The sequence below is a fragment of the Waltera acetigignens genome (assembly GCF_025567015.1).
GTDB classification, from domain to species: domain Bacteria; phylum Bacillota; class Clostridia; order Lachnospirales; family Lachnospiraceae; genus Acetatifactor; species Acetatifactor acetigignens.
In genome coordinates this window covers 9,263-33,409 of record NZ_JAOQJO010000005.1, presented here as the reverse complement: position 1 = coordinate 33,409, position 24,147 = coordinate 9,263, and the positions used below count along the sequence as shown (strand labels likewise).

The 24,147-nt window shown below is 47.8% G+C and carries 25 protein-coding genes; 21 read left to right on the top strand and 4 right to left on the bottom strand.

Annotated features, from left to right (window positions below; genetic code table 11):
* Positions 1-30 precede the first annotated feature (30 nt).
* The 7 genes from OCV96_RS06640 to OCV96_RS06610 all read left to right on the top strand — a co-directional run bounded on the left by OCV96_RS06640 (position 31) and on the right by OCV96_RS06610 (position 6,501).
* Positions 31-480: a lasso peptide biosynthesis B2 protein gene (locus tag OCV96_RS06640; protein WP_262593925.1), complete on the top strand. Its 450-nt coding sequence runs from the start codon at positions 31-33 to the stop codon at positions 478-480.
* Positions 481-482: 2 nt separating this feature from the next.
* Positions 483-2,270: an asparagine synthase-related protein gene (locus OCV96_RS06635; RefSeq protein ID WP_262593920.1), complete on the top strand. Its 1,788-nt coding sequence runs from the start codon at positions 483-485 to the stop codon at positions 2,268-2,270.
* Positions 2,267-3,202, top strand: coding sequence for a hypothetical protein (locus OCV96_RS06630; RefSeq protein WP_262593916.1), 936 nt, complete (start codon positions 2,267-2,269; stop codon positions 3,200-3,202). The genes OCV96_RS06635 and OCV96_RS06630 overlap by 4 nt, the downstream gene beginning before the upstream one ends.
* 79 nt (positions 3,203-3,281) lie before the next feature.
* Positions 3,282-3,458: a hypothetical protein gene (locus OCV96_RS06625; RefSeq protein WP_022312381.1), complete on the top strand. Its 177-nt coding sequence runs from the start codon at positions 3,282-3,284 to the stop codon at positions 3,456-3,458.
* A 140-nt stretch (positions 3,459-3,598) separates the two neighbouring features.
* The gene (locus tag OCV96_RS06620; RefSeq protein WP_022312382.1) at positions 3,599-3,886 is read left to right on the top strand and encodes a PqqD family peptide modification chaperone; all 288 of its coding nucleotides are present in this window, start codon (positions 3,599-3,601) and stop codon (positions 3,884-3,886) included.
* Between the two features lie 6 nt (positions 3,887-3,892).
* A complete protein-coding gene (locus OCV96_RS06615) occupies positions 3,893-5,572 on the top strand; it encodes an ABC transporter ATP-binding protein (protein ID WP_262593906.1) in 1,680 nt (559 codons plus the stop codon).
* Positions 5,542-6,501, top strand: a complete 960-nt coding sequence (locus OCV96_RS06610; protein ID WP_118669242.1) for a hypothetical protein — start codon at positions 5,542-5,544, stop codon at positions 6,499-6,501. The genes OCV96_RS06615 and OCV96_RS06610 overlap by 31 nt, the downstream gene beginning before the upstream one ends.
* Here the strand turns inward: OCV96_RS06610 and OCV96_RS06605 are convergent.
* The 3 genes from OCV96_RS06605 to OCV96_RS06595 form a co-directional block, all read right to left on the bottom strand.
* Positions 6,493-6,672, bottom strand: coding sequence for a hypothetical protein (locus tag OCV96_RS06605; protein ID WP_227062737.1), 180 nt, complete (start codon positions 6,670-6,672; stop codon positions 6,493-6,495). The genes OCV96_RS06610 and OCV96_RS06605 overlap by 9 nt on opposite strands.
* 101 nt (positions 6,673-6,773) lie before the next feature.
* Positions 6,774-7,610 (bottom strand): sensor histidine kinase, encoded by an 837-nt coding sequence (locus OCV96_RS06600; protein ID WP_022312386.1) that lies wholly within the window; start codon positions 7,608-7,610, stop codon positions 6,774-6,776.
* Positions 7,611-7,612: 2 nt separating this feature from the next.
* The gene (locus OCV96_RS06595) at positions 7,613-8,305 is read right to left on the bottom strand and encodes a response regulator transcription factor (RefSeq protein WP_118538238.1); all 693 of its coding nucleotides are present in this window, start codon (positions 8,303-8,305) and stop codon (positions 7,613-7,615) included.
* 142 nt (positions 8,306-8,447) lie between these two features.
* On the opposite strand from OCV96_RS06595, the gene OCV96_RS06590 reads away from it, so the two are divergent.
* From OCV96_RS06590 to OCV96_RS06575, 4 genes are all read left to right on the top strand, one after another.
* On the top strand, positions 8,448-9,857 hold the full coding sequence (locus tag OCV96_RS06590; RefSeq protein ID WP_022312388.1) for a sugar transferase: 1,410 nt from the start codon (positions 8,448-8,450) through the stop codon (positions 9,855-9,857).
* 22 nt (positions 9,858-9,879) lie between these two features.
* The gene (locus tag OCV96_RS06585; protein ID WP_262593904.1) at positions 9,880-10,068 is read left to right on the top strand and encodes a hypothetical protein; all 189 of its coding nucleotides are present in this window, start codon (positions 9,880-9,882) and stop codon (positions 10,066-10,068) included.
* 134 nt (positions 10,069-10,202) lie between these two features.
* Positions 10,203-10,514, top strand: coding sequence for a PilZ domain-containing protein (locus OCV96_RS06580; protein WP_022312390.1), 312 nt, complete (start codon positions 10,203-10,205; stop codon positions 10,512-10,514).
* Between the two features lie 19 nt (positions 10,515-10,533).
* On the top strand, positions 10,534-13,713 hold the full coding sequence (locus OCV96_RS06575; RefSeq protein ID WP_262593902.1) for a hypothetical protein: 3,180 nt from the start codon (positions 10,534-10,536) through the stop codon (positions 13,711-13,713).
* Positions 13,714-13,782: 69 nt separating this feature from the next.
* Here OCV96_RS06575 and OCV96_RS06570 read toward each other — a convergent pair whose 3' ends face one another.
* Positions 13,783-14,286 (bottom strand): hypothetical protein, encoded by a 504-nt coding sequence (locus OCV96_RS06570; RefSeq protein ID WP_262593901.1) that lies wholly within the window; start codon positions 14,284-14,286, stop codon positions 13,783-13,785.
* 289 nt (positions 14,287-14,575) lie between these two features.
* On the opposite strand from OCV96_RS06570, the gene OCV96_RS06565 reads away from it, so the two are divergent.
* From OCV96_RS06565 to OCV96_RS06520, 10 genes are all read left to right on the top strand, one after another.
* Positions 14,576-14,911, top strand: coding sequence for a hypothetical protein (locus OCV96_RS06565; protein ID WP_117465569.1), 336 nt, complete (start codon positions 14,576-14,578; stop codon positions 14,909-14,911).
* Between the two features lie 161 nt (positions 14,912-15,072).
* Positions 15,073-15,915 carry a dTDP-4-dehydrorhamnose reductase gene (rfbD, locus tag OCV96_RS06560; protein ID WP_227062728.1) on the top strand — a complete coding sequence of 281 codons (843 nt, stop codon included), beginning with the start codon at positions 15,073-15,075 and terminating at the stop codon, positions 15,913-15,915.
* Positions 15,916-16,209: 294 nt separating this feature from the next.
* Positions 16,210-16,632: a 30S ribosomal protein S12 gene (gene rpsL, locus OCV96_RS06555; RefSeq protein WP_022153693.1), complete on the top strand. Its 423-nt coding sequence runs from the start codon at positions 16,210-16,212 to the stop codon at positions 16,630-16,632.
* Between the two features lie 346 nt (positions 16,633-16,978).
* Positions 16,979-17,449 carry a 30S ribosomal protein S7 gene (rpsG, locus tag OCV96_RS06550; protein ID WP_118545676.1) on the top strand — a complete coding sequence of 157 codons (471 nt, stop codon included), beginning with the start codon at positions 16,979-16,981 and terminating at the stop codon, positions 17,447-17,449.
* Between the two features lie 15 nt (positions 17,450-17,464).
* Positions 17,465-19,627, top strand: coding sequence for an elongation factor G (gene fusA, locus OCV96_RS06545; protein ID WP_262593897.1), 2,163 nt, complete (start codon positions 17,465-17,467; stop codon positions 19,625-19,627).
* Positions 19,628-19,744: 117 nt separating this feature from the next.
* Positions 19,745-20,932 carry an elongation factor Tu gene (gene tuf / locus OCV96_RS06540; RefSeq protein ID WP_117465564.1) on the top strand — a complete coding sequence of 396 codons (1,188 nt, stop codon included), beginning with the start codon at positions 19,745-19,747 and terminating at the stop codon, positions 20,930-20,932.
* A gap of 239 nt (positions 20,933-21,171) precedes the next feature.
* A complete protein-coding gene (locus OCV96_RS06535; protein ID WP_118669247.1) occupies positions 21,172-21,549 on the top strand; it encodes a hypothetical protein in 378 nt (125 codons plus the stop codon).
* Positions 21,542-22,885, top strand: coding sequence for a nucleoside 2-deoxyribosyltransferase (locus OCV96_RS06530; RefSeq protein ID WP_118097650.1), 1,344 nt, complete (start codon positions 21,542-21,544; stop codon positions 22,883-22,885). The genes OCV96_RS06535 and OCV96_RS06530 overlap by 8 nt, the downstream gene beginning before the upstream one ends.
* Complete coding sequence (locus tag OCV96_RS06525) at positions 22,875-23,519, top strand: 7-cyano-7-deazaguanine synthase (RefSeq protein ID WP_118097651.1); 645 nt, start codon at positions 22,875-22,877, stop codon at positions 23,517-23,519. The genes OCV96_RS06530 and OCV96_RS06525 overlap by 11 nt, the downstream gene beginning before the upstream one ends.
* Positions 23,512-24,147, top strand: a 636-nt coding sequence (locus tag OCV96_RS06520) for an HhH-GDP family DNA glycosylase (protein WP_262593895.1), incomplete at its 3' end; no start/stop codon positions are given. The genes OCV96_RS06525 and OCV96_RS06520, both read left to right, overlap by 8 nt.

Here is a 24,147-nt window from a genome sequence, read left to right as displayed (position 1 = left end):
TGAAATATTTATAAGGAGTGTAAGAAAGCCATGAAAAGTCCGTCAGGGTTTCTTTGGAAGAACCCATGGAAAAAAGAAACCTTACTTACCTATTATTATTCGGCGATCTTCCGCATGCAGCTGCTGCTCCTGCCGCCGGGGAAACTGCGGAAGGGCTGGGGCAGAGAAAACGAAGAATCCGCAGGAGCGGCATCCCGGGAAGGATACCGGCAGGCGGCGCGTATCGCCAAGATCGTGGGAAAGGTCTGTGATAAGACTCCCTGGGAGAGTAAATGTCTGGTGCGGGCGCTGGCGGCCCAGAGACTGTTGTGCCGGCGGGGACTTTCTTCCACCCTGTATCTGGGGTGTGGCATGGAAGAAGGTAAAATGGTGGCCCATGCCTGGCTGCGTTTTGGGGAAATGTATGTGACCGGAGGGGACGGCGGCGGATATACTACCGTGGCCCGGTTCTGTAAGGAGGCTTCCGGAAAGAGGGGATAAGTATGTCGGCAATCTGGGGAATTGTGGATCTGAGTGTGGCGCAGTCAGAGGCACAAAGAAAAAATCGTACAGGGAACCTGTGGGAAGAGGCTCTGCGGATGCGGCAGACCTACAGGACGAGCTGCCTGGACCGGATACAGGAAAAAAGGGAGGCAACCTATTATCTGGCCTGCGGGGTACAGAATGTCACAAGGGAAGCTGTGGAAGAAAGATTCCCTTATGAAAGAAAGGGAGAGCGCAGAAGTCTGTTCGTGGCGGATGTGATCCTGGATAACCGCGGAGAACTGGTGCAGCGGTTTGGAGGCATCCGGGATCTGTGCAGCCATCCGGACGGGGAAATTCTGTATGAAAGCTTTTGCAGCCATCCGGAGGAAACATTTGCCGTGGCCAGAGGAGCCTATGCCTGTGCGTATCTGGAGCCGGGGAAGCGGACCCTGACTTTGTTCAATGATGCGGTGGGAAACCGTTCGGTCTATTATTTTCAGGAGGAAAAAAGGGTCTATTTTTCCACGCTGCTTGCGGGGATCACCTGCGAACGGGAGGACTGGAAGGAAAATACGGGCTGGTTTGACCGGTTCTATACCATCCGGGATCTGCGGGCGGTGTCGGAACCCAGAGAGACACCCTATGCGGGGATCCTGCGACTGGCTCCGGGAGAAATTGTGGTATTTACTGAAGAAGGGGTGCACAGAAGGGATTACTGGGATCCCTTTGCGGGAAGGAGGATCCTGCGGGGGAAGACGGAAGCAGGGTACCGGGAGCTGGTGACCACGGTGTTCCGGCACTGCGTGGAGGATGTGATCCGGGAAGGCCGGGGTGGAAAAGAAACAGGAATTCTGTTAAGCGGCGGGCTGGACTCCAATGCGGTGGCGGCTTATGCAGCACCTTACCTTGCCGCCAGAGGAAAGAAACTGTATTCCTTTACTGCGGTGCCGGAGGAGAAGGAAAGAGCACGGATCCCGGGACAATACGCTGTGGAGGATGAGAGAAGCAGTGTGGAACTGGTGCGGAGATTTCACGGGAATCTGGAACCGGAGTATCTGGTGACCAACCGGGGAGATCTGCTGGCGGAGAACCGGAGGCTGCGGGAAGTTCTGGAAGTTCCCTGTAAAGCGGTACTGAATCTGCCCTGGATGTATGAAAGTTATCGTCTGGCAGCTCAGAAAGACTGTGGGATCCTGCTGTCGGGACAGTACGGAAATATTACCATATCCTATGGGGATTTTCGAAGCCTGTTCCTGACACTGCTACATCAGGGAAGAATCAAAGAACTGGTGCGGGAGATCAATGTCTACAGCAGAAAATACCGCAGGAGCCGCAAGTGGATCTGGCGGGATCTTCTCACGGCGGAAGCCGGTGGGGATCATGAAGCGGTGTCCCGGTATATGTATGACAAAAGTGCCTTGCGGCAGATCGGAGAATATGAAGTAAAGCTGTCTCTGGCCACAGGAGTGGTGCCCAGAGATCCCACCAGAGACAAGCGGCTGATCGCACTGGTGCTAAGTCTCCCGGTGGAACAGTTCACCCATGCCGGGCAGGAGAGACGCCTGGTTCGGCAGTATTTACAGGGGAAGATCCCGGAAGAGATTCTGGCGGATGAATTCCACAAGGGAAGACAGGGCGTGGGAAGCGGGGAACTGCTCGCCTTGCAGTGGGAACGGATCTGTGAGGAACTGTCGGGGATTCCGGGTGAGACGATGTCCGGGGAAAACGGGCACTCAAAAGCAGACATGGTGCGTGGCTTTTATGTGGGCCTGGCACAGGAATATCGGAGAAGGTTTGAGGTATGATGGAATATTTTTACAGAATCTACGGACTGCGGGTGCAGTCGCAGATCCCCTTTTCGGAGGCAGTACCGGAGACGGCGGGAGAGGCAGAGGTAAAAATTGTATTCGGAAGGATGCCGGATTTCCTGCTGGAAGCGGGACAGAAGGGCTACGGGACCTGGACAAACGGCTTTGTATCGGCCTGGTTCCGCATCCGGGACGGAACACAGGTCTATGTGGAAGGGGGCAGTAGGATCACCGTTGAGCTTTCGGAGGAACCGCAACTGCTTGTGATCACTTCCCTGTTGCTCAGTGCCGGGATGGCACTGGTCTGTCTGCAGAGGGGGGAACCCTTTTTTCACGGAAGTGCATTGTATACCGGGGAACAGGCCATTTTACTCTGTGGGGAGAGCGGGGCCGGGAAGTCTACGGTGGCCATGGAATTGTTGCAAAGAAAGCTTGGATTTCTGGCGGATGACACAGTGAGGGTGCATCCGGGAACTATGGGGATGCTGGCGGAGCCTTCCTACCCGCAGCAGAAGCTTTGTCGTGATATGGCGCTGAAATGCGGGAAGCCGCTGGAAGAACTGATCTATATTGACGAAGAGAGGGACAAATATGCCTGGCGCAGACAGGATTGCTATCGGAAAGAGGCGGCGCTCCTCGGGAAGATTTTTTTGCTGCGAAAGGATGCTGTGGCCGGGTGGCAGGATGCGGTGCAGAATACCGGGGAAGAGGCAGTGAGTATCCAAAAGCTCACCGGGCAGAAAGCACTGGAGGCTTTGAGCAGCCAGTTGTATCTGGCGGATACCTACCGGTACAGTACCGGGATTCCGTATCCTTTGATGGAACAGTTGGTCCGGATCGCAGGGCAGGCCGGAATCTATGAAGTGATCAGGCAGTCGCACAAGGATACACTCCACAAGGTCGTAACGAAAATCTTACAGTTTTGTTAGAAAGAGGGTATTTTTACAGGGAAATTATTATAATCAGAAATGTAAGAAATCATAAAAATGTAATAAGGAGGAATGGAAAATGAAAGCATGGAGTCAGCCCGAAATGGAGGAACTGAACGTAAGAGCAACGGCTTACAGCCCTAAGGGAGGTCTGATCGAGGACGGCGTTTACCAGTCCGATGACGGTAAGTATACTATCCCCACTTACGGTCCTTCTTCCGGCAATTCCGGAGAACCTACCGTAGACGTACAGTAGTTTTTGGACTGTATGAGAGGAAAATGCCAGAATGGATCAGGGAAGCTCATGGTTACATGGGCTTTTTTGGTGTATATGATGAGTCCGCCTGCTCGATTAACAGACGGAGACAGAGCGTGTAAAAGAAGGGAGAACAGAAAATGGACAAAACGGCAAAAATCCGAATGAAAGCGAAAAGGAATGTGACGGACCTGGCGGGAGAAAAGGTCATGGTGGATTTCGAACAGGGGAAATATTTCTGCATCAAAGGTGTGGGAAACGACATCTGGGATATGCTGGACGGGCAGGAAGGCGAAGACGGCATAACGGTGGAGGCTATCTTACATAAACTGATGGAAGAATATGAAGTGATGGAAGAGGTGTGTGAAAAAGAGGTGCTGGCATTTCTGGACAAACTGGAACAGGCGGGGATCCTGGAAGAGGTGTAGACACATATGGAAAAAATAAGAGGAAGAGATTATATTTCCTGGTTGTGGCAATATACCGCTCCCTATGCGGGCAGGATTGGTCTGCTGTTATTGTTTGGGCTGTTGGAGACTTTTGCCTCGCTGGCCATGGTGCAGATCACCAAGGAGATCATTGATCATGCCACAGTGGGAAGCGGTTTCGGACGGCTGCTTACGGGTTATGTGCTGCTGTTATTGGGAATGCAGGGAATCTCGGTGTTGTCGACACTGCTTACTGCACTGGTAACGGAGCGGTTTTCCTTCGGGATCCGACGGCAGATCTATGAGAAGATCCTGCATTCTGGCTGGCGGGAAGTGACGGCCTATCATACCGGTGATCTCATGACAAGACTGACCAGCGATGCGGGAAATGTGGCGGACGGTATTGTGGGGACGATCCCCAATATCTTACAGCTGGGGATCGAGTTGGTACTGGTGTTTTGTATGTTGTTTTATTATTCCCCGCTCCTTGCGGTGTTTGCCCTGCTGGTGGCACCGGTGGCAGCCCTGTGCTCCTGGTGGCTGGGAAAACGCCTGAAACGGTTACAGGGGAAAGTGCAGGAGAGTGAGTCGGAATACCGTTCCTTTTTGCAGGAAAGTCTGGCCAACCTTCTGATCGTAAAGGCTTTTACCGGAGAGGACCGGGCGGTGGAGCGCCTGACAAAGCTGCGGGAGGAACGGTTTTACTGGGTATACCGCAAGACCGGACTGGGAACCGCCAGTTCCACGGTGATGTCACTGGCTTTTCAGGGAGGATATCTGATAGCATTTTCCTACGGGGCATGGCAGCTGTCGAGACAACAGATCACCTACGGTACTATGTCGGTATTTCTGACACTGGTGAACCGGGTACAGGCGCCGATCCTGGGACTGGCCCAGCAGATTCCCCGGATCATTGCCCTGTTGACTTCCGCCGGGAGAATCATGGAGTTACAGAGAATTCCCGGGGAGCAAAGGGCAGCCGGAGAGATCCGTGGATGGGAGATCGGAGTGGAGCTTCGAAATGTATGCTTCGGATATACCAGGGAACCGGTGCTGAAACGGGTGAATCTGAAGATCTGTCCGGGAGAATTTGTCGCCATTGTAGGAGAGTCCGGTATCGGCAAGACAACACTGATCCGCATTCTGATGGCCTTTCTGGAAACGGGAGCGGGAACGGTGGATTTCTACAATGGCAGCGGACAGAGGCAGGAGACCGGAGCTTTCGTCCGGAAGTTTATTGCCTATGTCCCCCAGGGGAATACTCTGTTCAGCGGAACCGTGAGAGAAAATCTGCAGATGGGCAGAGAAGATGCTTCGGAGGAAGAATTGTGGGCGGCCCTGAAACTGGCTTCCGGAGAAAATTTTGTCCGGTCACTGCCGGAGGGGCTGGATACCGTCATCGGGGAAAGAGGGCATGGCCTGTCGGAAGGACAGGCGCAGCGGATCGCCATTGCCAGAGCCTTTTTGCGGAGAGCACCGTTTCTGATCCTGGATGAGGCCACCTCGGCGCTGGATGAAGCTACGGAGGTCGCTGTATTGCAGGGGCTCCGGGCATTAGAACCGAGACCCACCTGCCTGCTTATCACCCACAGGAAGGGTGTTTTAAAATATTGTGACAGAGAACTTTGCATCCGGGAAGGGAGTGTGACGGAAGAATGCAGTACCACTACTATCTGTACGGCATGAGGGTAACAGCGGATCTGGACTTTGTACAGCTGGATCCGGTGCGTTTACCGGAGGATGACAGGGACTTCGGACGGGAAAAGGTTCGGATCCGGGCGATGGACGAAGAGGAGGAAGCACAGTTTCGGAAAGAACACGGAGACTGCGTCTGCGGAAGTTTTTTGGGTACAGAAAAAGGCTGGTTGTGTAATCGTACGCTGGCCATGAGTGTGGAGCGGGGACAGGTGATCCGGTATCACATCCGGAAGGGAGGAGATCCCGGAGCGGTACGAACCTATCTGCTGGGCTTTGGAATAGCAATGCTCAGCATTCAGCAGGGAAAACTTCCCATCCATTGCAGTGCGCTGGCAACTCCGGAAGGTGGTGCGATCCTGATCGCTGGAGAGAGTGGCGCGGGCAAGTCCACACTGACGGCAGAACTGCTGAAACGGGGGTATCGTTTTCTGGCAGACGATATGGCAGTGGTGGACATTTCCGGAAAAGAAGGGGTGTGGGTGTATCCGGCTTTTCCTTATATGAAGCTGTGCAGGGATGTGGTGCTGAGGCAGGGATATCCCCCGGAAGAACTTTTGTATATTGATGAAAAAAAGGACAAATTTCTGGTGCCCTGTACCGGGGTATTTCAAAGGGAAAAGGCCAGACTGGAACGATTTGTTTTTCTGGGAATCCGATGGAAAAAAGAGGCGGAAGATAAGTCCGGGAAGATAAAAGCAGAAAAAATCACAGGCCCCGACAGCATGATCGTGTATAAAGACAATCTGTTCTTAAGACATCTGTGGAAGAAACAGGATCCGGGAATGGAAATCTGGCAGAACTGCCTGAAAATAGCGGAGCAGATACCGGTCTTTTGGATAAGGAGACCGGCAGCAGGTGATTCCACTGCCGAGGTGGCAGCGGAAGTACACGCACTGCGAAACGTCGTGTCAGCTTAAGAACTCTTCCGGTTCCTCAGAAGGCTGCGGGGGCTGACAGTCGCCGCCACCGGGATGGTGTCCGGGATGATGTCCTCCTCCGCCGGGATATCCGGGGTACCAGGGAAACCATCCACAGGCGGTCTCGGATACCTTCAGTTCCATCAGTTCAGGTTGTGTCCAATGCTTCATAAGAATTCTCCTTTCCGTCTGCCTTATGCAGAGATGTACACGGGGAAAGTCCCTGTGTGACTACAGCATAGGGAACACAGGGGCGGAAGTAAAGAAATGTATCATGATTGTAAGAATTTTGCAGGAAGTGTCACAGAAAAGATACTGCCTGCACCGGGGGCATTTTCGCAGGACACGGTTCCGCCGTGACGTTCTGTGATCGTCTTTACAATGGCCAGTCCCAGACCACTGCCGGTGGCAGAACCGGGAGTTCTGGCGGAGGAGACGGTGTAGGTGCGGTTAAAGATCCGCTCGAGATCCTCCGGCGGAATGCCGGGCCCCTCATCGGTCACGGAGATCCGGAGAGAAGTAAGGTCAGCGGAAGGCGCGGCAGACAGAGTGATTTTCGTTCCGGCGGGAGCATATTTTGCGGCGTTGCCGAGTAGATTGTCCAGAATCCGTATCAGTTTTCCGGGATCTGCAAAAAGGGTGGCATGGAGATCCTGCGATACAGATAAACAGAGAAGATGACCGGCATAGTGGCTGTCCGGAAGTGCGGTATAGAAATATTCTTCCAGAAAGGCCGGGGCATCCAGTTCCTGAAAGGAAAAGGCGTGGGAAGGATCCTCCAGAGTGAACAACTCGTACATATCCCGGATCAGATGTTCCAGTGTCCCAGTCCGGTGATCGATCAGGGTGAGGGCACCTTCGATATCCTGTGCAGACAGAGACTGTCCGGAAGTAAGATAATCCACGGCACTGCGGATGGCAGTGAGGGGAGCCCGCAGATCATGGGAGAGGTTGGCCAGCATTTCCGTACGTTCCTGTTGCAGGTGCTGCAGGGAGCGATTGCTGGCATTTAACTGCGCGGTGATTTCCAGCAGCCTGCGGGACAGTTCTTCCACGGTCTCCTGTTCGAGAGAGGGAGAACGGAAAACGGGGCGGGAATTTTGTGCCATGGTCAGATACCTCCTTTCAGAAAACGATACCCTTTGGACCAGACGGTCTCGATGCGGTTCTCCAATTCGTAATTGCCTTCGAAACGTTTGCGGAGACGGCTGACATTGACCATAACGCTGCGTCTGTCACTTTCCCGGTAGACACCGAAGAGAGCCGTTCCCAGTTCCTCGAAGGTGATGTCCCGGTCCGGGTGTTCTGCCAGATACAGCAGGACTTCATATTCCCGGTTGGCGAGACACAGATCCTGTTCCCGGTAGAAGGCCTTGTGGGCTACCCTGTCGATGGAAAGATTTCCGATCGTCAGTACCAGATCGGAAGAAGCCTGCGCCAGTTGTCTGCGCCTGCGGATCAGGAGGTCCACCCGGGCTTTCAGCTCCCGGAGACTGTAGGGTTTGACCAGATAATCGTCCCCGCCGCAGGTAAGTCCCCGGATCACATCTTCCTCGGAACTTCTGGCAGTGAGAAACAGGATCGGCACAGAGGAAAAAGAGCGGATGTAACGGCACACCCGATAACCGTCGGCTTCGGGCAGCATAACATCCAGTAAGATACAATCCGGAAGATTCTTTCGAATGGATAAGACGCCTTCCCGGGGGGAGATGGCAGTATACACGGTGAATCCCGCACCGGTGAGATATTTCTGATTGATCGCCAGCACTTCGGCATCATCATCGATCAGCACAAGCTTGAACATAGTATTATCTTGCCTCCTTTGCTGGTGCTATTTTAGCATGGGGGAAAAACGATTGTCACCAAAGGAAGGTCGACAGAGAGAGACAAAGGACAGCGGAAAACGACAGACCGGATGAAAAAGTGACACGAGAAGGGGGAGAAAAATGAATCGGTCAAATACGAGTGCAAATAAGGATATCGGACACATAGTAAAGGATATGCTGCGGCTTCTGGTGGCTTATGGAGTGGCTGTGTTATTTATGGGAAGAGCATGGAGCCTTCGGACACTTGGGGGTATGACAGGACTTGCAGCGATATTCGTGCTGCTTTATGTATTGGGAAAGGAAGAGCAATATCTGTATAATGTGACCCTGTTCGGTTATCCGGACAGGATACAGCGGCGCAGAACAGGATCGTTTCTGGTGGCAACAGCGGCAACCGTGGTCCTGCTGCCATATATTACAGAGGATCAGAGGGGATATTTTCTGTTTCTGATCCTGGCGTACAGTCTGGAAAGCGTACCGTTGCTGCGACACGGCAGATGCTGCAGAGACATGGAAAGAAATCGCGGGGAAGTGCCGCGTACCGCATTTGTGGGAAGAAGGGCGCAGTACAACAAGTTTCGGTATTTTTTGAAGAAGACCAGCATCCCCATGGAGCTTGTGGGGTATATTGCGGCATCGGCACAGGAACTGGCACAGATTTCAGAAGGAGATGCAGGAGAATATCTGGGAAGTCTGGAAGATCTGGAAATGCTGATCCGCCGGTACCATCTGGATCAGATCTATATTCTGCAAAAGCGCGAGGAACAGCTTTTTTCCATGCAGAAATATGTGGATCTGTGCATTGATATGGGGGTGACGGTACGGATGGTGGTGGATTTCTATAAGAGGCGCAGAGCCGACAGTTATGTAAGCTGTGTGGGAACCTATCCGGTCATCACCTACCATACGGTGACGTTGAATACCGGAGAACAGGTGATAAAACGGATCATGGATGTGGCAGGAGGCCTGGCAGGGATCGTTTTGTTTTCTCCGGTGATGTTATTGGCGGCGCTGGCCATTAAGCTGGATTCCCCCGGTCCTGTGATCTTCCGGCAGACCCGGGTCGGGAAAAACGGCAGGACATTTCAGATCTATAAATTCCGTAGCATGTATGTGGATGCGGAAGAGAGAAAGTCAGAGCTGCTGTCGCAAAATGAGATCGCGGGGGGCGTAATGTTCAAGATCCGGGAGGATCCCCGGATCACCCGGGTGGGCAGGATCCTGCGGAATTTAAGCATTGATGAGCTGCCACAGTTTTTTAATGTGTTGGGAGGTTCCATGAGTCTGGTGGGAACGAGACCGCCGACCCCGGACGAGGTGGAGAAATACGGCACAAGGCAGTGGCGGCGGATCAGTATCAAGCCGGGCTTGACGGGCATGTGGCAGGTGAACGGCAGGAGTCTGGTGACGGATTTCGAAAAGATTGTGGAGCTGGATGTGGAATATATTGATAACTGGTCACTGATGGAGGATATCCGGATTTTGTGCAAGACGGTGACAGTGTTGTTAAAGCATGCGGATGCGTATTAGAAAGAGAGGCAGAAGAGGTGGAATGAAGATGCATGGAACCCGGGTGAACTGGGTAGGAATGACCGGTGCCGTGGTATTGTTTGGATATGGATGGTGGAGAGAACCGTTGGCGGCGGTGCTGGGAGGGATGATCCTGCTTGCGGATCTGCTGGCCATGGAGGTGAGTGTAAGGAAAAGGAATGGGAAAAATACTAAGAATACAATGTTTTGAAAAAAATGTAAAAAAATAGAAAAATATTTCTGTTTTTCTGAACCTTTTTTCTGAGACGGGAAGTCTTAATAGATAAGACAGAATAAAAGGGGCGTTTTAACAGGCATCTCTGGAAGAAAGGAGCAAAAGGGGACATGGAAGAACGAAGACGGATCGACCGTGTGGGCTACCAGGCAAAGAGTGTTATCGTGGTATGTGATACCGGGGAAAGCATTTTTGTGGAGACCCGGAATGTCAGTCCGCTGGGCATAGCCTTTACGATGCCGGCAGGATCTCCTGACCTTAAGGGGAAAGACATCATAATCGTAGCGGATACGATGATCATGTATGCAGATGTCACCAGACAGGAGGAGCAAGAAGACGGAAATTTTAAAGTAGCTATTTCGGCAAAGAAGTTCACGCCGGAGGTGCTGCAGTATTTATTTGAACATATTGTTGAAAAATAGAATGGAGAGGAAAAATCATATGAGAAAAAACAGTAAGAACGAAAAAGTGATTCGTGCTATGGCGATCGGCATTTCCGCAATGCTGATGGCATCTTCACCGTTGACTGCACTGGCAGCAGAAGGAGAGGGGAATTCTTCCGAAGGAAACGAGGATAAGAACATTACAGTGACACCGGAAGCCGGTGTATGCGATCAGGCGGAAGCAGTCGCAAAAGATGCTGACAAGGCTGTAGAGGGCGCCGAAAAGAGTGCCGCTGATGTGAAGGCGGAAGTGGTTGACAAGGTGGCAGCCGGAGATGTGAAGGATGCCGAGGGAAAGGATCTGTCTCAGGACATTCTGGATGCCAATGCCAAAGTAGAGGATAAGACTGTTAAAGACGGTTCATCCCTGAAGGACGCAGAGTCTGCCGTAGAGAATGCAGATACTGCGCTGGGGGTTGCGGAAGCCAATGACAAGCTGTCCGACGCAGAACTGAATAAGGCAGCTGATGCTGCGGCAAATGCAGGACAGACTGCGGCAGAAGCAAAGGATGCCATGCAGGCTTCCCAGGATAAGGTAAATGGACAGATCGAGAATATCAAGGATGCTGCTTCTATCACCGATGCCAATGCAGCATATGAAGAAGTAAAGACTACCGTGGATCAGGCACAGGCAGATTTTGATGCAAAGCTTGGGGAGTACAATACCGCCAAGGCAGCTTATGAAGAGGCAGCACAGAAGGTGGCAGATTATGAAAAGGCTTATGAGGAGGCTGTAAACAGTGCAGATGCTAACACTGCGGCAGCAGCAGCTGAACTGGAAGCAGCGAAGACAAATGCAGAAGCACTGGCAAAGGCTCTGGAAGCTGCCAAGAGCGCAGTGGATACCTCCGCAGCAGGTGCCATGGATATTGCAGATAAGGAAGCTCTGACACAGGGAGATCAGGGACTTAACTGGAAAAATGAGGATAAGCTTTTCATTTCCATTATGCAGAACTACTATCTGCCCGAGGTACAGAAGATCACTGCCGATGATATTAAGGTTGTCCGCAGACAGGGTGAAGACAATAATACCAAGAATTATTTTGAAGTAACCTATACCGATGAGAATGGTAATAAGCAGACAAAGTTTTACAACTATGTGATGGATGACAAACAGACTTCCAAGGACAATATCGTGATCTTTGAGAAGCGAATTGAGGAAGTAAACTGGAAGACGGCGCAGGAGACCAATCCGGATCAGTATGTGAAGGAAAATGGGGATACTATCACTGTTTCCGAAGTGGAAAAAGGTCTGAAAGACGGAACCATTATTGCAGTAGATGGAAAGAAAGTGATCAAGAACGACGGAACCGAGAGTATCATTATTTCTGACAATAACCAGAAGACCGAAAACGGCGAGGTTGATACTGATGTAAATGAGGCTACCGAGAAGGAATCCTGGAAACTGGATGAGAACGGCAACCTGATCAAGACCGTGACCGCTGATGTGACCACCATCACCTATACCGATGCAAAATTCACTTCTACCGAACAGTATCAGACAGAGGCAGAGAGAGATGCTGCAGCTGCTGCAAAGGAAAAGGATTTGAAGGACGCTGCCGGCAAGGATGTAACCGTTACAGGAACAGAAAAAACGGATTATACTTATACCGGTAACGGAACCTACATTCCTACCTTTACGAAGACTGTGAATGTGAAGGATGAAGAGGTTGAATGGAAGCATACAGATAAAAAGACGGATTATGGTGTAAGAACAGAGGAAGAAGCAGTAGCAAAGGTTACGAAAGAGCAGGAGAAGGCGTTAAGCAATAAGATTAACGATGATGACGACTTATACCTGATCGGTGTAAGCAGTGATCTTAAGGTAACCGGCTATACAGAAGATCACTGGTATGATGATTCCGACTTCCTCGTATCCGGCACTGTATCCGCAACTTATGCAAAGGTCACTAAGAAGACAGTAGACCAGAGTACCTTCGGCTCCCTCTGGAATGACATCAAGGCTCTGTTTGGTAATGGAGAAACTACGAACAAGAAACTGGAAGATGCAGCCAGAAAGGCAGTCGAGGCAGATGGCGGTATTTTCGTCAGCGCTAACTGGGATGACTGGAAGCTTGGCAAGGCAACCATCCGCTATGTAGCAGGTGTCAGTGTCAAGACCGATGAGAAGACCACCGCAGCGGAGGCACAGAATGCGGTACAGGATGCAGCACTGGCACAGGCAAAAGCAAGCGGCGCAACCGGTGTGTACAATGTGAAGACTACAGATACCGATACCATTGCTCATACCAGCTATTCCTATGAGATTGATTATCTGGAGAAAACCGGAGAGACCACAACCAATACTGCTGTCAGAACTGAGACTTATGCAAATGCAGAGGTGCTGACCGGTCAGATCATCCAGAACCTGAATTACATTCAGGGCAACATCAAACTGACCCAGAAGGATACTGAATATCGTAAGTTCGTAGATGATGCCAAGGCTCTGACCCAAAAGTATCAGAAGCTGTTACAGGATGCACAGGACGCACAGAAAGACGTGGAAACAGCGCAGGCTAAGGTCAATGATCTGAAGGCAGAGATCGAAGCTCTGAAGAGTAACAGAACCAGTAACCTTGGAGCTCTGAAGGAACTGGAAGGAAAGCTGGCCGTGGCTGAACAGAACAAAAAGGATGCAGAAGATACTCTGAAGGAGATTCTGGGCAGCCTGGATGAGGCAGGCGGAGAGCTGGATAAGGTGATCGATCGTCTGACTCCTGCACCTACACCCGGAACACCTGCAGGTGGAGAAGGTGAGACCGGGGGTGCCAGTGATACAGAGGAAGGCGGCGCCGGAGAGGCAGCAACAGTTGTTACACCTGTTGCGTTGGCAGCAGCACCCGCAGCACAGGCAACCGTAGTGGCACAGAACCAGGCAGCAGCACCCGTTGTACAGATCGCTGACGAAGCAGCACCTCTTGCAGAAGCAGCTCCTGCAAATACACAGGAAACCGTTCAGGCTGGTTCCGATAAGGAAGAGACCAAGGAAGCCGTAAATATCGAAGAAGAGGCTGTTCCCCTGGCAGATGTTGCCGTAGAAAGCGAACATGCAAAGATGTCCTGGTGGTGGTGGCTGATCATTCTGATCCTCGGTGCAACCGGATATGAAATGTATAAGAAGCACAATGAGAAGAAGCTGAAGGCTCAGGCAGAAAATGCAGGAGATATCGAAGAATAAAAGATAACAAAAACGACATCCATTGGGATTTCCCCGGTGGATGTCGTTTTTTAGACCTTGGAAAGAAAATTACTCGAAGAGCTCTTCGACTTTTTCCAGATCACCGTCTCCGGTCAGAAGAAGAGTCACTGTGGCCTGGGCACTGCTGATATCGGTTGTCCCCTCAACGCATAATTCACCGTCAGTATTGTAGAGAGCCCATTGGAACTCATTGACAGAGGAGGGCCAGTCTGCTTCCATAGAGATCGATTCCTGATCCGACAGGGAATCCAGATTTACCTGTTCCCCGGTCACGGGATCAATGACCGCTACCATACCGATTTCGATGCCGCACATATTGACTACTGACAGAGTGAGTGCCCTGGTATCCTCCGAAGTGGATTCTATGGCAGACGAATCGGAATCCGGGGAAACATCGGCAGGCTGGGCGGCAACAGTCTCAGACGGGGAGGTGGAAGCAGTCGTGGCGGAGGATGTATCCTCTCCGTCAGAATTCTGACTGCATCCTCCGAATAACAGACAACAGGACAATATACTTACAGCAAAAATATGTCGTATGAAACTTTTTTTCATAATAATCTCCATTCTGCAGACGATTCCTTCCGTCGGAGAAATCGCGAATCAAATTTCAAATTTGATTCTGCGATAAGGGCTGCTTTGTGACGCCTGCAGCACAAATAGCCGTGTGAAAATTTATATCACCATTATATCGGATTTCCCATAAAAAGTAAATTTATGCGATAAAAATTTCCGGAAGCAGACCGGTAGGAATTCCTGAAAAAAATATCGAAAAATGTGAGCCGTTTTTCATGGATAAGTAGTCTTTATAGATAGAGACTAAGAAATAACGGAGGCGGTCGAGATGAGCGGCATGTTATATTCCATACCTGTGATTTTGACAGGTTATCGAATCGTACAAATTGAAGATGAAGCGACACCGCTTGCACAGGCAGCAAAGAGTGGATATTACGGTGACACAGTAGCCGGAATGCTGGGCATTGGTGTTTTATTACTCTTGGTGATTTATTTTATATTATGCAGAAAATACCAGAAAAGAATCATAGAATTGCAGGAAAATGCACATCCCGGCTGGAACTGGTGGAAACTTAGAAAGCAGGTAACCGAACTGGAGGATAAAAAGGCAGAAGGAATTGTCGAGGATATCCGGCGGGCAGCGCAAAGCTATATGACTGTTTAAATTTAATCAGAAAGATCCGGGGATCATCCCCGGATTTTTTACACCAGATTTATAAAAGTGAAGTATTTCGTTGCTGATGTCTGCCGGGAATGTTATAATCATGTATGTGGCCGGTTCAGAGACCTGCGCCACAAGCATAGGAAAGAAAAGGAAGGCAATCTATGAAAGTCTTGGTAACAGGCGTAAAAGGCCAGTTGGGATATGATGTGGTAAATGAGTTGACAAAGCGCGGAATTGAGGCTGTCGGCGTGGATATTCAGGAGATGGATATCACAGATGCGGCCAGCGTGGAAAAGGTGATCGGAGAGGCGGCACCGGACGCTGTGGTACACTGTGCAGCCTATACCGCAGTGGATGCAGCGGAGGATAACGTGGAAATCTGCCGTAAGGTCAATGCGGACGGCACACAGAACATTGCGAACGTCTGCAAGAAGCTGGACTGCAAGATGGTCTATATCAGTACCGATTATGTGTTTGACGGCGAGGGCACCAGACCCTGGGAGCCAGAGGACGAGCGTCATCCGCTGAATGTATACGGACAGACCAAATACGAAGGAGAACTGGCAGTACAGAATACACTGGAGAAATATTTTATCGTAAGAATCTCCTGGGTATTCGGAGTCAACGGCAAGAACTTCATCAAGACCATGCTGAATCTGGGCAAGACCCATGATCATCTCACAGTGGTGAATGACCAGTTCGGATCTCCTACCTATACTTATGATCTGGCAAGGCTTCTGGTGGATATGATCCTGACGGATAAATACGGTATCTATCATGCTACCAACGAAGGTATCTGTAACTGGTATGAATTTGCCTGCGAGATATTCCGCCAGGCTGGCATGAAAGTGGATGTGGCTCCTGTACCGGCTTCCGAGTATCCGACGAAAGCCAAGCGACCGGAGAACAGCCGCATGAGCAAAGCCAAGCTGACAGAGAACGGATTCGTAAGGCTTCCTTCCTGGCAGGATGCGTTAGAGAGATATCTGAAAGAAATCCTGTAAACAGACTTTGTGTAAGCAGGAAAATAACGGGAAATACTTCAGGGAGCGGTATCGGAAACGGTACGGCTCCCATTTTGGCGAATGTACATCATCGAGCTTTTAAGCGAGATGGTGTACAAAGTATACAAATCGAGTAGGAGCCAGCCTGCTCGACTTATAATATATGAAAAAGTCATGAAAAACCCTGTAAATTTCACGAAAAACCTGTTGACAACGGAAGTCGGAACAAGTATACTGTTAAAGCGTGCCAGAAAAGGTGCGTCTATTATACTATTAAGAAAGAGGTGAAACAGAATGCCAACATTTAACCAGTTAGTAAGAAAAGGACGTCAGACTTCTGTTAAGAAGTCTACTGCACCTGCTCTCCAGAAGGGTTACAACTCTCTTCACAAGAAAGCAACAGACGTTTCTGCTCCCCAGAAGCGTGGTGTATGTACCGCTGTTAAGACAGCAACTCCTAAAAAGCCTAACTCTGCTCTTAGAAAGATCGCCAGAGTACGTCTTTCCAACGGAATCGAAGTTACCAGCTACATTCCCGGTGAAGGTCACAATCTGCAGGAGCACAGCGTTGTTTTGATCCGTGGTGGTCGTGTTAAGGACCTGCCCGGTACCAGATACCACATCATCCGTGGTACCCTTGATACCGCCGGTGTCGCTAACAGAAAACAGGCTCGTTCCAAGTACGGCGCTAAGAGACCTAAGGATGCTAAGAAATAAGTAGTATCCGGGGCGTTTTGAACATCGGACCGAGAGTTCGATGAAAATCCGCGAGGATTTTTGGAGATGTCAGCGAGACATCTTTGTACCACAAAAACGAAACTAAGAAAAGTGTTGGAATTCTGTGATACAGATATAACAGCGCGAACACTTGGGGAAACACATGTGAGTACCGATGATTTAACGTAACTAGTGAGAAGACAAGACCGACATGAAAAGAGAGCGTAAGCTTGCTTACGAGCGAACTTTTTATGGAGGGATTGGTCGGCGAACAGCCGACATCGAGGCATCTTTGATGCCGAGATAACGGATCTCACGAGAACAATTTGTTAAGGAGGGAAGAACCGTGCCACGTAAAGGACATATTCAGAAAAGAGATGTATTAGCAGATCCTTTATACAACAACAAAGTGGTTACCAAGCTTGTCAACAACATCATGCTGGATGGCAAGAAGGGTGTAGCCCAGAAGATCGTATACGGAGCATTTGCTAAGGTTGAAGAGAAGAGCGGCAAGCCTGCTCTGGAAGTATTCGAAGAGGCTATGAACAACATCATGCCTGTTCTGGAAGTAAAAGCAAGACGTATCGGTGGTGCTACCTATCAGGTACCTATCGAGGTCAGACCTGAGAGACGTCAGGCTCTGGGCCTTCGTTGGTTGACCATGTTCTCTCGTAAGAGAAGTGAGAAGACCATGGAAGACAGACTTGCTAACGAAATTCTTGACGCAGCCAACAATACCGGATCTGCAGTTAAGAGAAAAGAAGACATGCACAAGATGGCAGAGGCAAACAAGGCTTTTGCTCATTACAGATTCTAGTAGGAGGGAAAAAACTTGGCTGGAAGAGAATATCCGTTAGAGAGAACCAGAAATATCGGAATTATGGCTCATATCGATGCCGGTAAGACCACTACTACCGAGCGTATTCTGTATTACACAGGTGTTAACTACAAGATCGGTGATACTCACGAAGGTACTGCTACCATGGACTGGATGGCTCAGGAGCAGGAGAGAGGTATCACCATTACATCTGCAGCTACTACCTGTCACTGGACTCTTGAAAAAGAGACCAAACCCATGCCCGGTGCTTTGGAGCATCGTATCAACATCATTGATACCCCGGGTCACGTAGACTTCACCGTTGAGGTTGAGCGTTCCCTTCGTGTACTGGATGGCGCTGTCGGCGTCTTCTGTGCAAAGGGTGGTGTAGAGCCTCAGTCTGAGAACGTATGGCGTCAGGCTGACACCTACAATGTACCTCGTATGGCATTCATCAACAAGATGGATATCCTGGGTGCTAACTTCTACGCAGCAGTAGATCAGATCCGTACCAGACTTGGTAAGAACGCTATCGTTCTTCAGTTGCCTATCGGTAAGGAAGATGAATTCAAGGGAATCATCGATCTGTTCGAGATGAAGGCTTACATCTACAACGATGATAAGGGTGATGACATCACTGTTACCGATGATCTTGGAGATATGGCTGATGAGGCTGCTTTATATCATGACGAGCTCATTGAAAAGGTTTGTGAGCTGGATGATGATCTGACAATGATGTATCTGGAAGGTGAAATTCCTTCCGTTGAAGAGATGAAGGCTGCTTTGAGAAAAGCTACCTGTGAGTGCAGAGCCGTTCCCGTATGCTGCGGTACTGCTTACAGAAATAAGGGTGTTCAGAAGCTTCTGGATGCTATTATCGAGTATATGCCTTCTCCTCTGGATGTACCGGCTATTAAGGGTGTTGACCTTGACGGTAATGAAGTAGAGAGAAAGTCTTCCGATGAAGAGCCTTTCGCTGCACTTGCATTCAAGATCATGACTGACCCGTTCGTAGGTAAGCTTGCTTACTTCCGTGTATATTCCGGTACTCTGAATTCCGGTTCTTATGTACTCAATGCTACTAAGGACAAGAAGGAACGTGTAGGACGTATCCTGCAGATGCATGCGAACAAGCGTGCAGAGCTGGAAAAGGTTTACTCCGGTGACATCGCAGCAGCAGTTGGTTTCAAGTTCACCACTACCGGTGATACCATCTGTGATGAGCAGCATCCTGTAATCCTTGAGTCCATGGAGTTCCCTGAGCCCGTTATCGAGCTGGCTATCGAGCCTAAGACCAAAGCCGGTCAGGGCAAGATGGGTGAAGCTCTTGCAAAACTGGCAGAAGAAGATCCTACTTTCCGTGCTCATACCAATCAGGAAACCGGTCAGACCATCATCGCCGGTATGGGTGAGTTGCATCTGGAGATCATCGTTGACCGTCTGCTTCGTGAGTTCCATGTAGAAGCTAACGTAGGTGCTCCTCAGGTTGCTTATAAGGAAGCGTTTACCAAGGCTGTCGAAGTGGATTCCAAGTATGCTAAGCAGTCCGGTGGTCGTGGACAGTATGGACATTGTAAAGTTAAGTTTGAGCCCCTGGAGGCTAACTGTGAGAAGTTTGAATTTGATCCTAAGGCAAACATTCTGATCAACGATCCTCCTACTCTGTTATTCGAATCTACTGTAGTTGGTGGTTCCATTCCTAAGGAATACATCCCCGCAGTAGGTGAAGGTATTCAGGAAGCAGCTCAGGCTGGTATCTTGGGTGGATTCCCTGTACTGGGTGTTCATGCGAATGTATATGATGGATCCTATCATGAGGTCGATTCCTCCGAGATGGCATTCCACATTGCAGGTTCCATGGCATTCAAGGAAGCAATGCAGAAGGCAGCTCCTGTACTGCTTGAGCCGATCATGAAGGTTGAGGTTACCATGCCCGAGGAATACATGGGCGATGTAATCGGTGACCTGAACTCCCGTCGTGGTCGTGTAGAAGGTATGGAAGACATCGGCGGTGGTAAGATGGTTAAGGCTTTCGTTCCCCTTGCTGAGATGTTCGGTTACTCCACAGACCTGCGTTCCAAGACCCAGGGTCGTGGTAACTACTCCATGTTCTTCGAAAAGTATGAGCCCGTTCCTAAGAACGTTCAGGAAAAGGTTCTTGCTGCAAAAGCAAAATAAGCGCTAAATCAATAAAAATAACTTGAAAAACCTCTGATTATTTAATATAATCAGAGGTAGCGAGTTAAAAAAATAAAACTACGAAACTGTTTAATTATTTTAAGGAGGACTTAAATAATGGCTAAAGCTAAATTTGACAGAACAAAGCCCCATTGTAACATTGGTACCATCGGTCACGTTGACCATGGTAAAACTACTCTGACCGCTGCAATCTCCAAGGTTCTTTCCGAGAGAGTACCTGGTAACGAGAAGGTTGACTTCGATAACATCGATAAGGCTCCCGAAGAGAGAGAGCGTGGTATCACCATTTCTACCGCTCACATCGAGTACCAGACCGAGAAGAGACACTATGCACACGTTGACTGCCCGGGCCATGCTGACTACGTTAAGAACATGATCACCGGTGCTGCACAGATGGATGGTGCTATCCTCGTTGTAGCTGCTACTGATGGTGTTATGGCTCAGACCAAGGAGCACATCCTTCTGTCCCGTCAGGTAGGCGTTCCTTACATCATCGTATTCCTGAACAAGTGTGATATGGTTGACGATCCCGAGCTGATCGAGCTGGTTGAGATGGAAGTAACCGAGCAGCTGGAAGAGTACGACTTCAATGACTGCCCTATCATCAAGGGTTCCGCTCTGAAGGCTCTGGAAGATCCCAGCAGCGAGTGGGGCGACAAGATCATGGAACTGATGGATACTGTAGATTCTTATATCCCTGATCCTCAGCGTGATACTGATAAGCCTTTCCTGATGCCCGTCGAGGACGTATTCACCATTACCGGTCGTGGTACCGTTGCTACCGGTCGTGTAGAGCGTGGTGTTCTGCATCTGAATGATGAAGTTGAAATCGTTGGTATCAAGGAAGAGACCAAGAAGACTGTTGTAACCGGTATCGAAATGTTCCGTAAGATGCTGGATGAGGCACAGGCTGGTGATAACATCGGTGCTCTGCTTCGTGGTATCCAGAGAACTGAAATCGAAAGAGGACAGGTTCTGGCTAAGCCCGGTACTGTTACCTGCCACAGAAAGTTTACCGCTCAGGTTTACGTTCTGACCAAGGATGAAGGTGGACGTCATACTCCTTTCTTCAACAACTATCGTCCTCAGTTCTACTTCAGAACCACCGACGTTACCGGCGTTTGCGAACTGCCCGCTGGTGTTGAGATGTGCATGCCTGGTGATAACGTAGAAATGACCATCGAACTGATCCATCCTATCGCTATGGAGCAGGGTCTTACCTTCGCTATCCGTGAAGGTGGTAGAACCGTAGGTTCTGGCCGTGTAGCTACCATCATTGAGTAATTTCGAGTGATTGTTCACAAAACTAGTATTTAAAAGGCTTCCGAGGTTTTCCTCGGGAGCCTTTTTACGTCTGTGTAACAGTGAAAGTGTAGTCAGCGGTGCCAAAACAGTGCCAAAAACTACGCAAGTAAATTTTAAAGTAAATACTACAACTGTAATGGAATAGACCATATGTTCCGACTGTTCAAAAATGCAACGGAGATGTAAAATAACAATATCATATTTTACGGAGGTGTATTATGGGGTCTTCTGGTAATGGAATGTTTGGAACGTATCGTGGTGGTGGAGCAGGTTCAATTGTTAGAGGAGGAAATAATGGAGGCGATGAATGTCCATTAGCTATTGAAAATATTCTATTGGAGGATGTGGCTATATCAGAATATTTTCAGAATCATAAAGATGTGCCTTCCACTGGACAAGCAGTTGAATTATCAATGCAGTTAGTTAACAAGAGATTGGCTGTTGTTTTGTCCAGTACTCAAGAGGTTATTGGAAATCTGCCAGTATCTTATAACTATTTGAATTTGTGTATAAAAAAGGGAAAAAGATATTCAGGAGAAATTAAGTCGTCTGGATTATCACCTGTTCCTTTTATTGTGGTAAATTTGTATGCATAACAGAAAAATATTGATAATTGGAGAGGTATATGTAGACCAGCATCTTGATATTATAGAGAATGGATACAGTACATCAAGACTTGGCGGGATTTTTCATGCCGCAAGAAGTTGTGATGCGCTGAATATAGAATATGCATTGGCATATTATGCACCAGATTATCTTGTAAAGGATGTTGAAAAGTTTGGGATTGATGTGTTAAGAGCAAGTAGTATATTTCGTTTAGGTAAAGTGGATAAGGCACCCAACGTAATGTTAATTGGTCAGTCGGATGAGAGTGGTAATCAGCTATATGAGAACATATTAGGTAGGCAAGCAGAATATGTCAGCATGTTACCATTTATGCAGGTATTAGACGATTTCGATCCGACAGATATAATTATCTTTCCGGGAAGGTATGGGAATGCAGGAATTTTAAGTAACCTTTCAAATTATGAAGGAAAAATTCATATAGATATGAATTATGACTGTGATGATATTTTGGATTTAGATACAATAAAAATTCAGACTGTATTCTTATCGACATCATCCACCTCATTTGAAGAGTTTTTTAAAGAAATTAGTTATGATAATTTAATAAAATATTTTGACAAAAAGAATGTCAGTCAGTTATTAATAAAGGAAAATAGAGGTGGTTCATGGCTTTATGATTTCAAGGAAAAAACAAGTTATGAGGCACCTGCTCATATCGGAGAGATTATTCATTCTGTGGGAGTAGGAGATGTATATGATATAGCATTTATGTCTGAAATGGTTGGAACTAATATTGCAGGTAATATGGCATTTGCAGCGTGGATGTCAAGTTTATATGCACAAACAATTCAACAAGAAAAATTTAAAGAAAATGTAGAGCTCATTGTTCAGAATATTGAAGATTTTGTTGAAATGGAAGGAATAAGAGTTCCATGGAATGAAAGAGTAAACTATCCAATTTATATGGCAGCTCCAGATTTTGATTATGTAGATACAGAGAAATTGGATATTTTAGAGGATTCTCTTTTATATCATAATTTTAAACCTCGGAGACCAATCCAAGAAAATGGACAAGTGAATAAAGAGATGGACATGAATGAAGAACGTGCTATATTTGCTAAAGATATGGAATTGTTATCGGAATGCAAGATAATGATAGCAACATTACTCTACAACGACCAAGGAACGTTGGTAGAAATCGGGAATTATCAAGCAAATGGAAAACCAATAATACTTTATGATCCGTATCTCAAACTGGATAATATGTTTTTAAAGAATTCATGTACATATTATTGCAAGACGAAGAGTCAAGTAATTGATGCAGTATTTACTGTGGTTAGTAGGATGGTGAAAAATGGAGAATAATTTTGATTGTCTTTTGCTTGCTTCTGGTGGAATGGATTCTACCGTTTTGGCATATAAGCTTGCTAAAGAAAATAAAAATGTAGTAATTTTATTTATTGATTACGGTCAACACTGTAAGGATAAGGAATATCAAACACTTTTACAAGTACTTCCTGAAGAATATGTAGATAATGTGCGTGTTATAAAAATTGGTGATGTTTATAAGGAATCAAATTCGAGAATGATAATAGAAGCCAATTTGTGGGAAGATAATGTTGTGGCAGAGGATATGTATCTCCCGTATAGAAATATTTTGTTTATTTCATTGGCATCTGCATATGCGCAATCTATGGGAATAAAAGATGTGTATACCGCATTTATTAATAGCAACCATGCAAAAGAGATAGATTGTTCTATGGAATTTTTTACAAAATTGGAAAGTTTGTTATATGAATATGGCTCTATTAGGATTAATATGCCATTTCGTGAAATGACAAAAACAGAGGTGGCAAAGTTAGGATTAGAACTAAATGCTCCTATTGAGATAACGTATTCATGTCAGGTAAATTCAGATATGCCATGTGGAGCGTGTCCAAACTGTGTTGATCGCATTAATGCGATAAATAATATACTAGAGGAAAAGATTAATGGATAATATAGATAACTCAGTTCAAAAGGTTATAGACCTTTTGGAAAGAATTCCCCATAATTATGCTGAAATTACACAAAGAACACCATATTATAATATGGCAGCAACATTGACAGATTCAGTATTGCAAGCAGGAATGAATTACAAAAGTGTGGTGTATCCAAGAGTTTATAATATTCTGAGCAAATATTCGGATTATAGGACAACATGTGATTTTATAATACTATTTCAGACAATACCAATTGAGGAAATAATACAATGGAAAAATAAAAGAAAGCAAAACACAATCTGTAATTTGGCTTTGTATTTGTATAATTGTAATATAAATACAGAAGATGATTTGGCGGAGTGGATTTTGGATGATGGGAATGCGGAGAGCTTATTAGAAATTAATGGAGTAGGAAGAAAGACTATTGATTATATGAAATTACTATCTGGTCAGCAAGCGATTCCGATTGACAGGCATATGTTTCAATTTCTTGAAATAGCAGGTGTTTTGACAGCCGATTATAAGGAAGCAAGTAGAATATTGCGAAAGACTGCATCTGTATTAGAAGTGGGTGAAAGTGTGTTAGATAAAACTATATGGAATTATATGTCACAAAAAAAGTCAGATGGACAGATGTCGATTTTT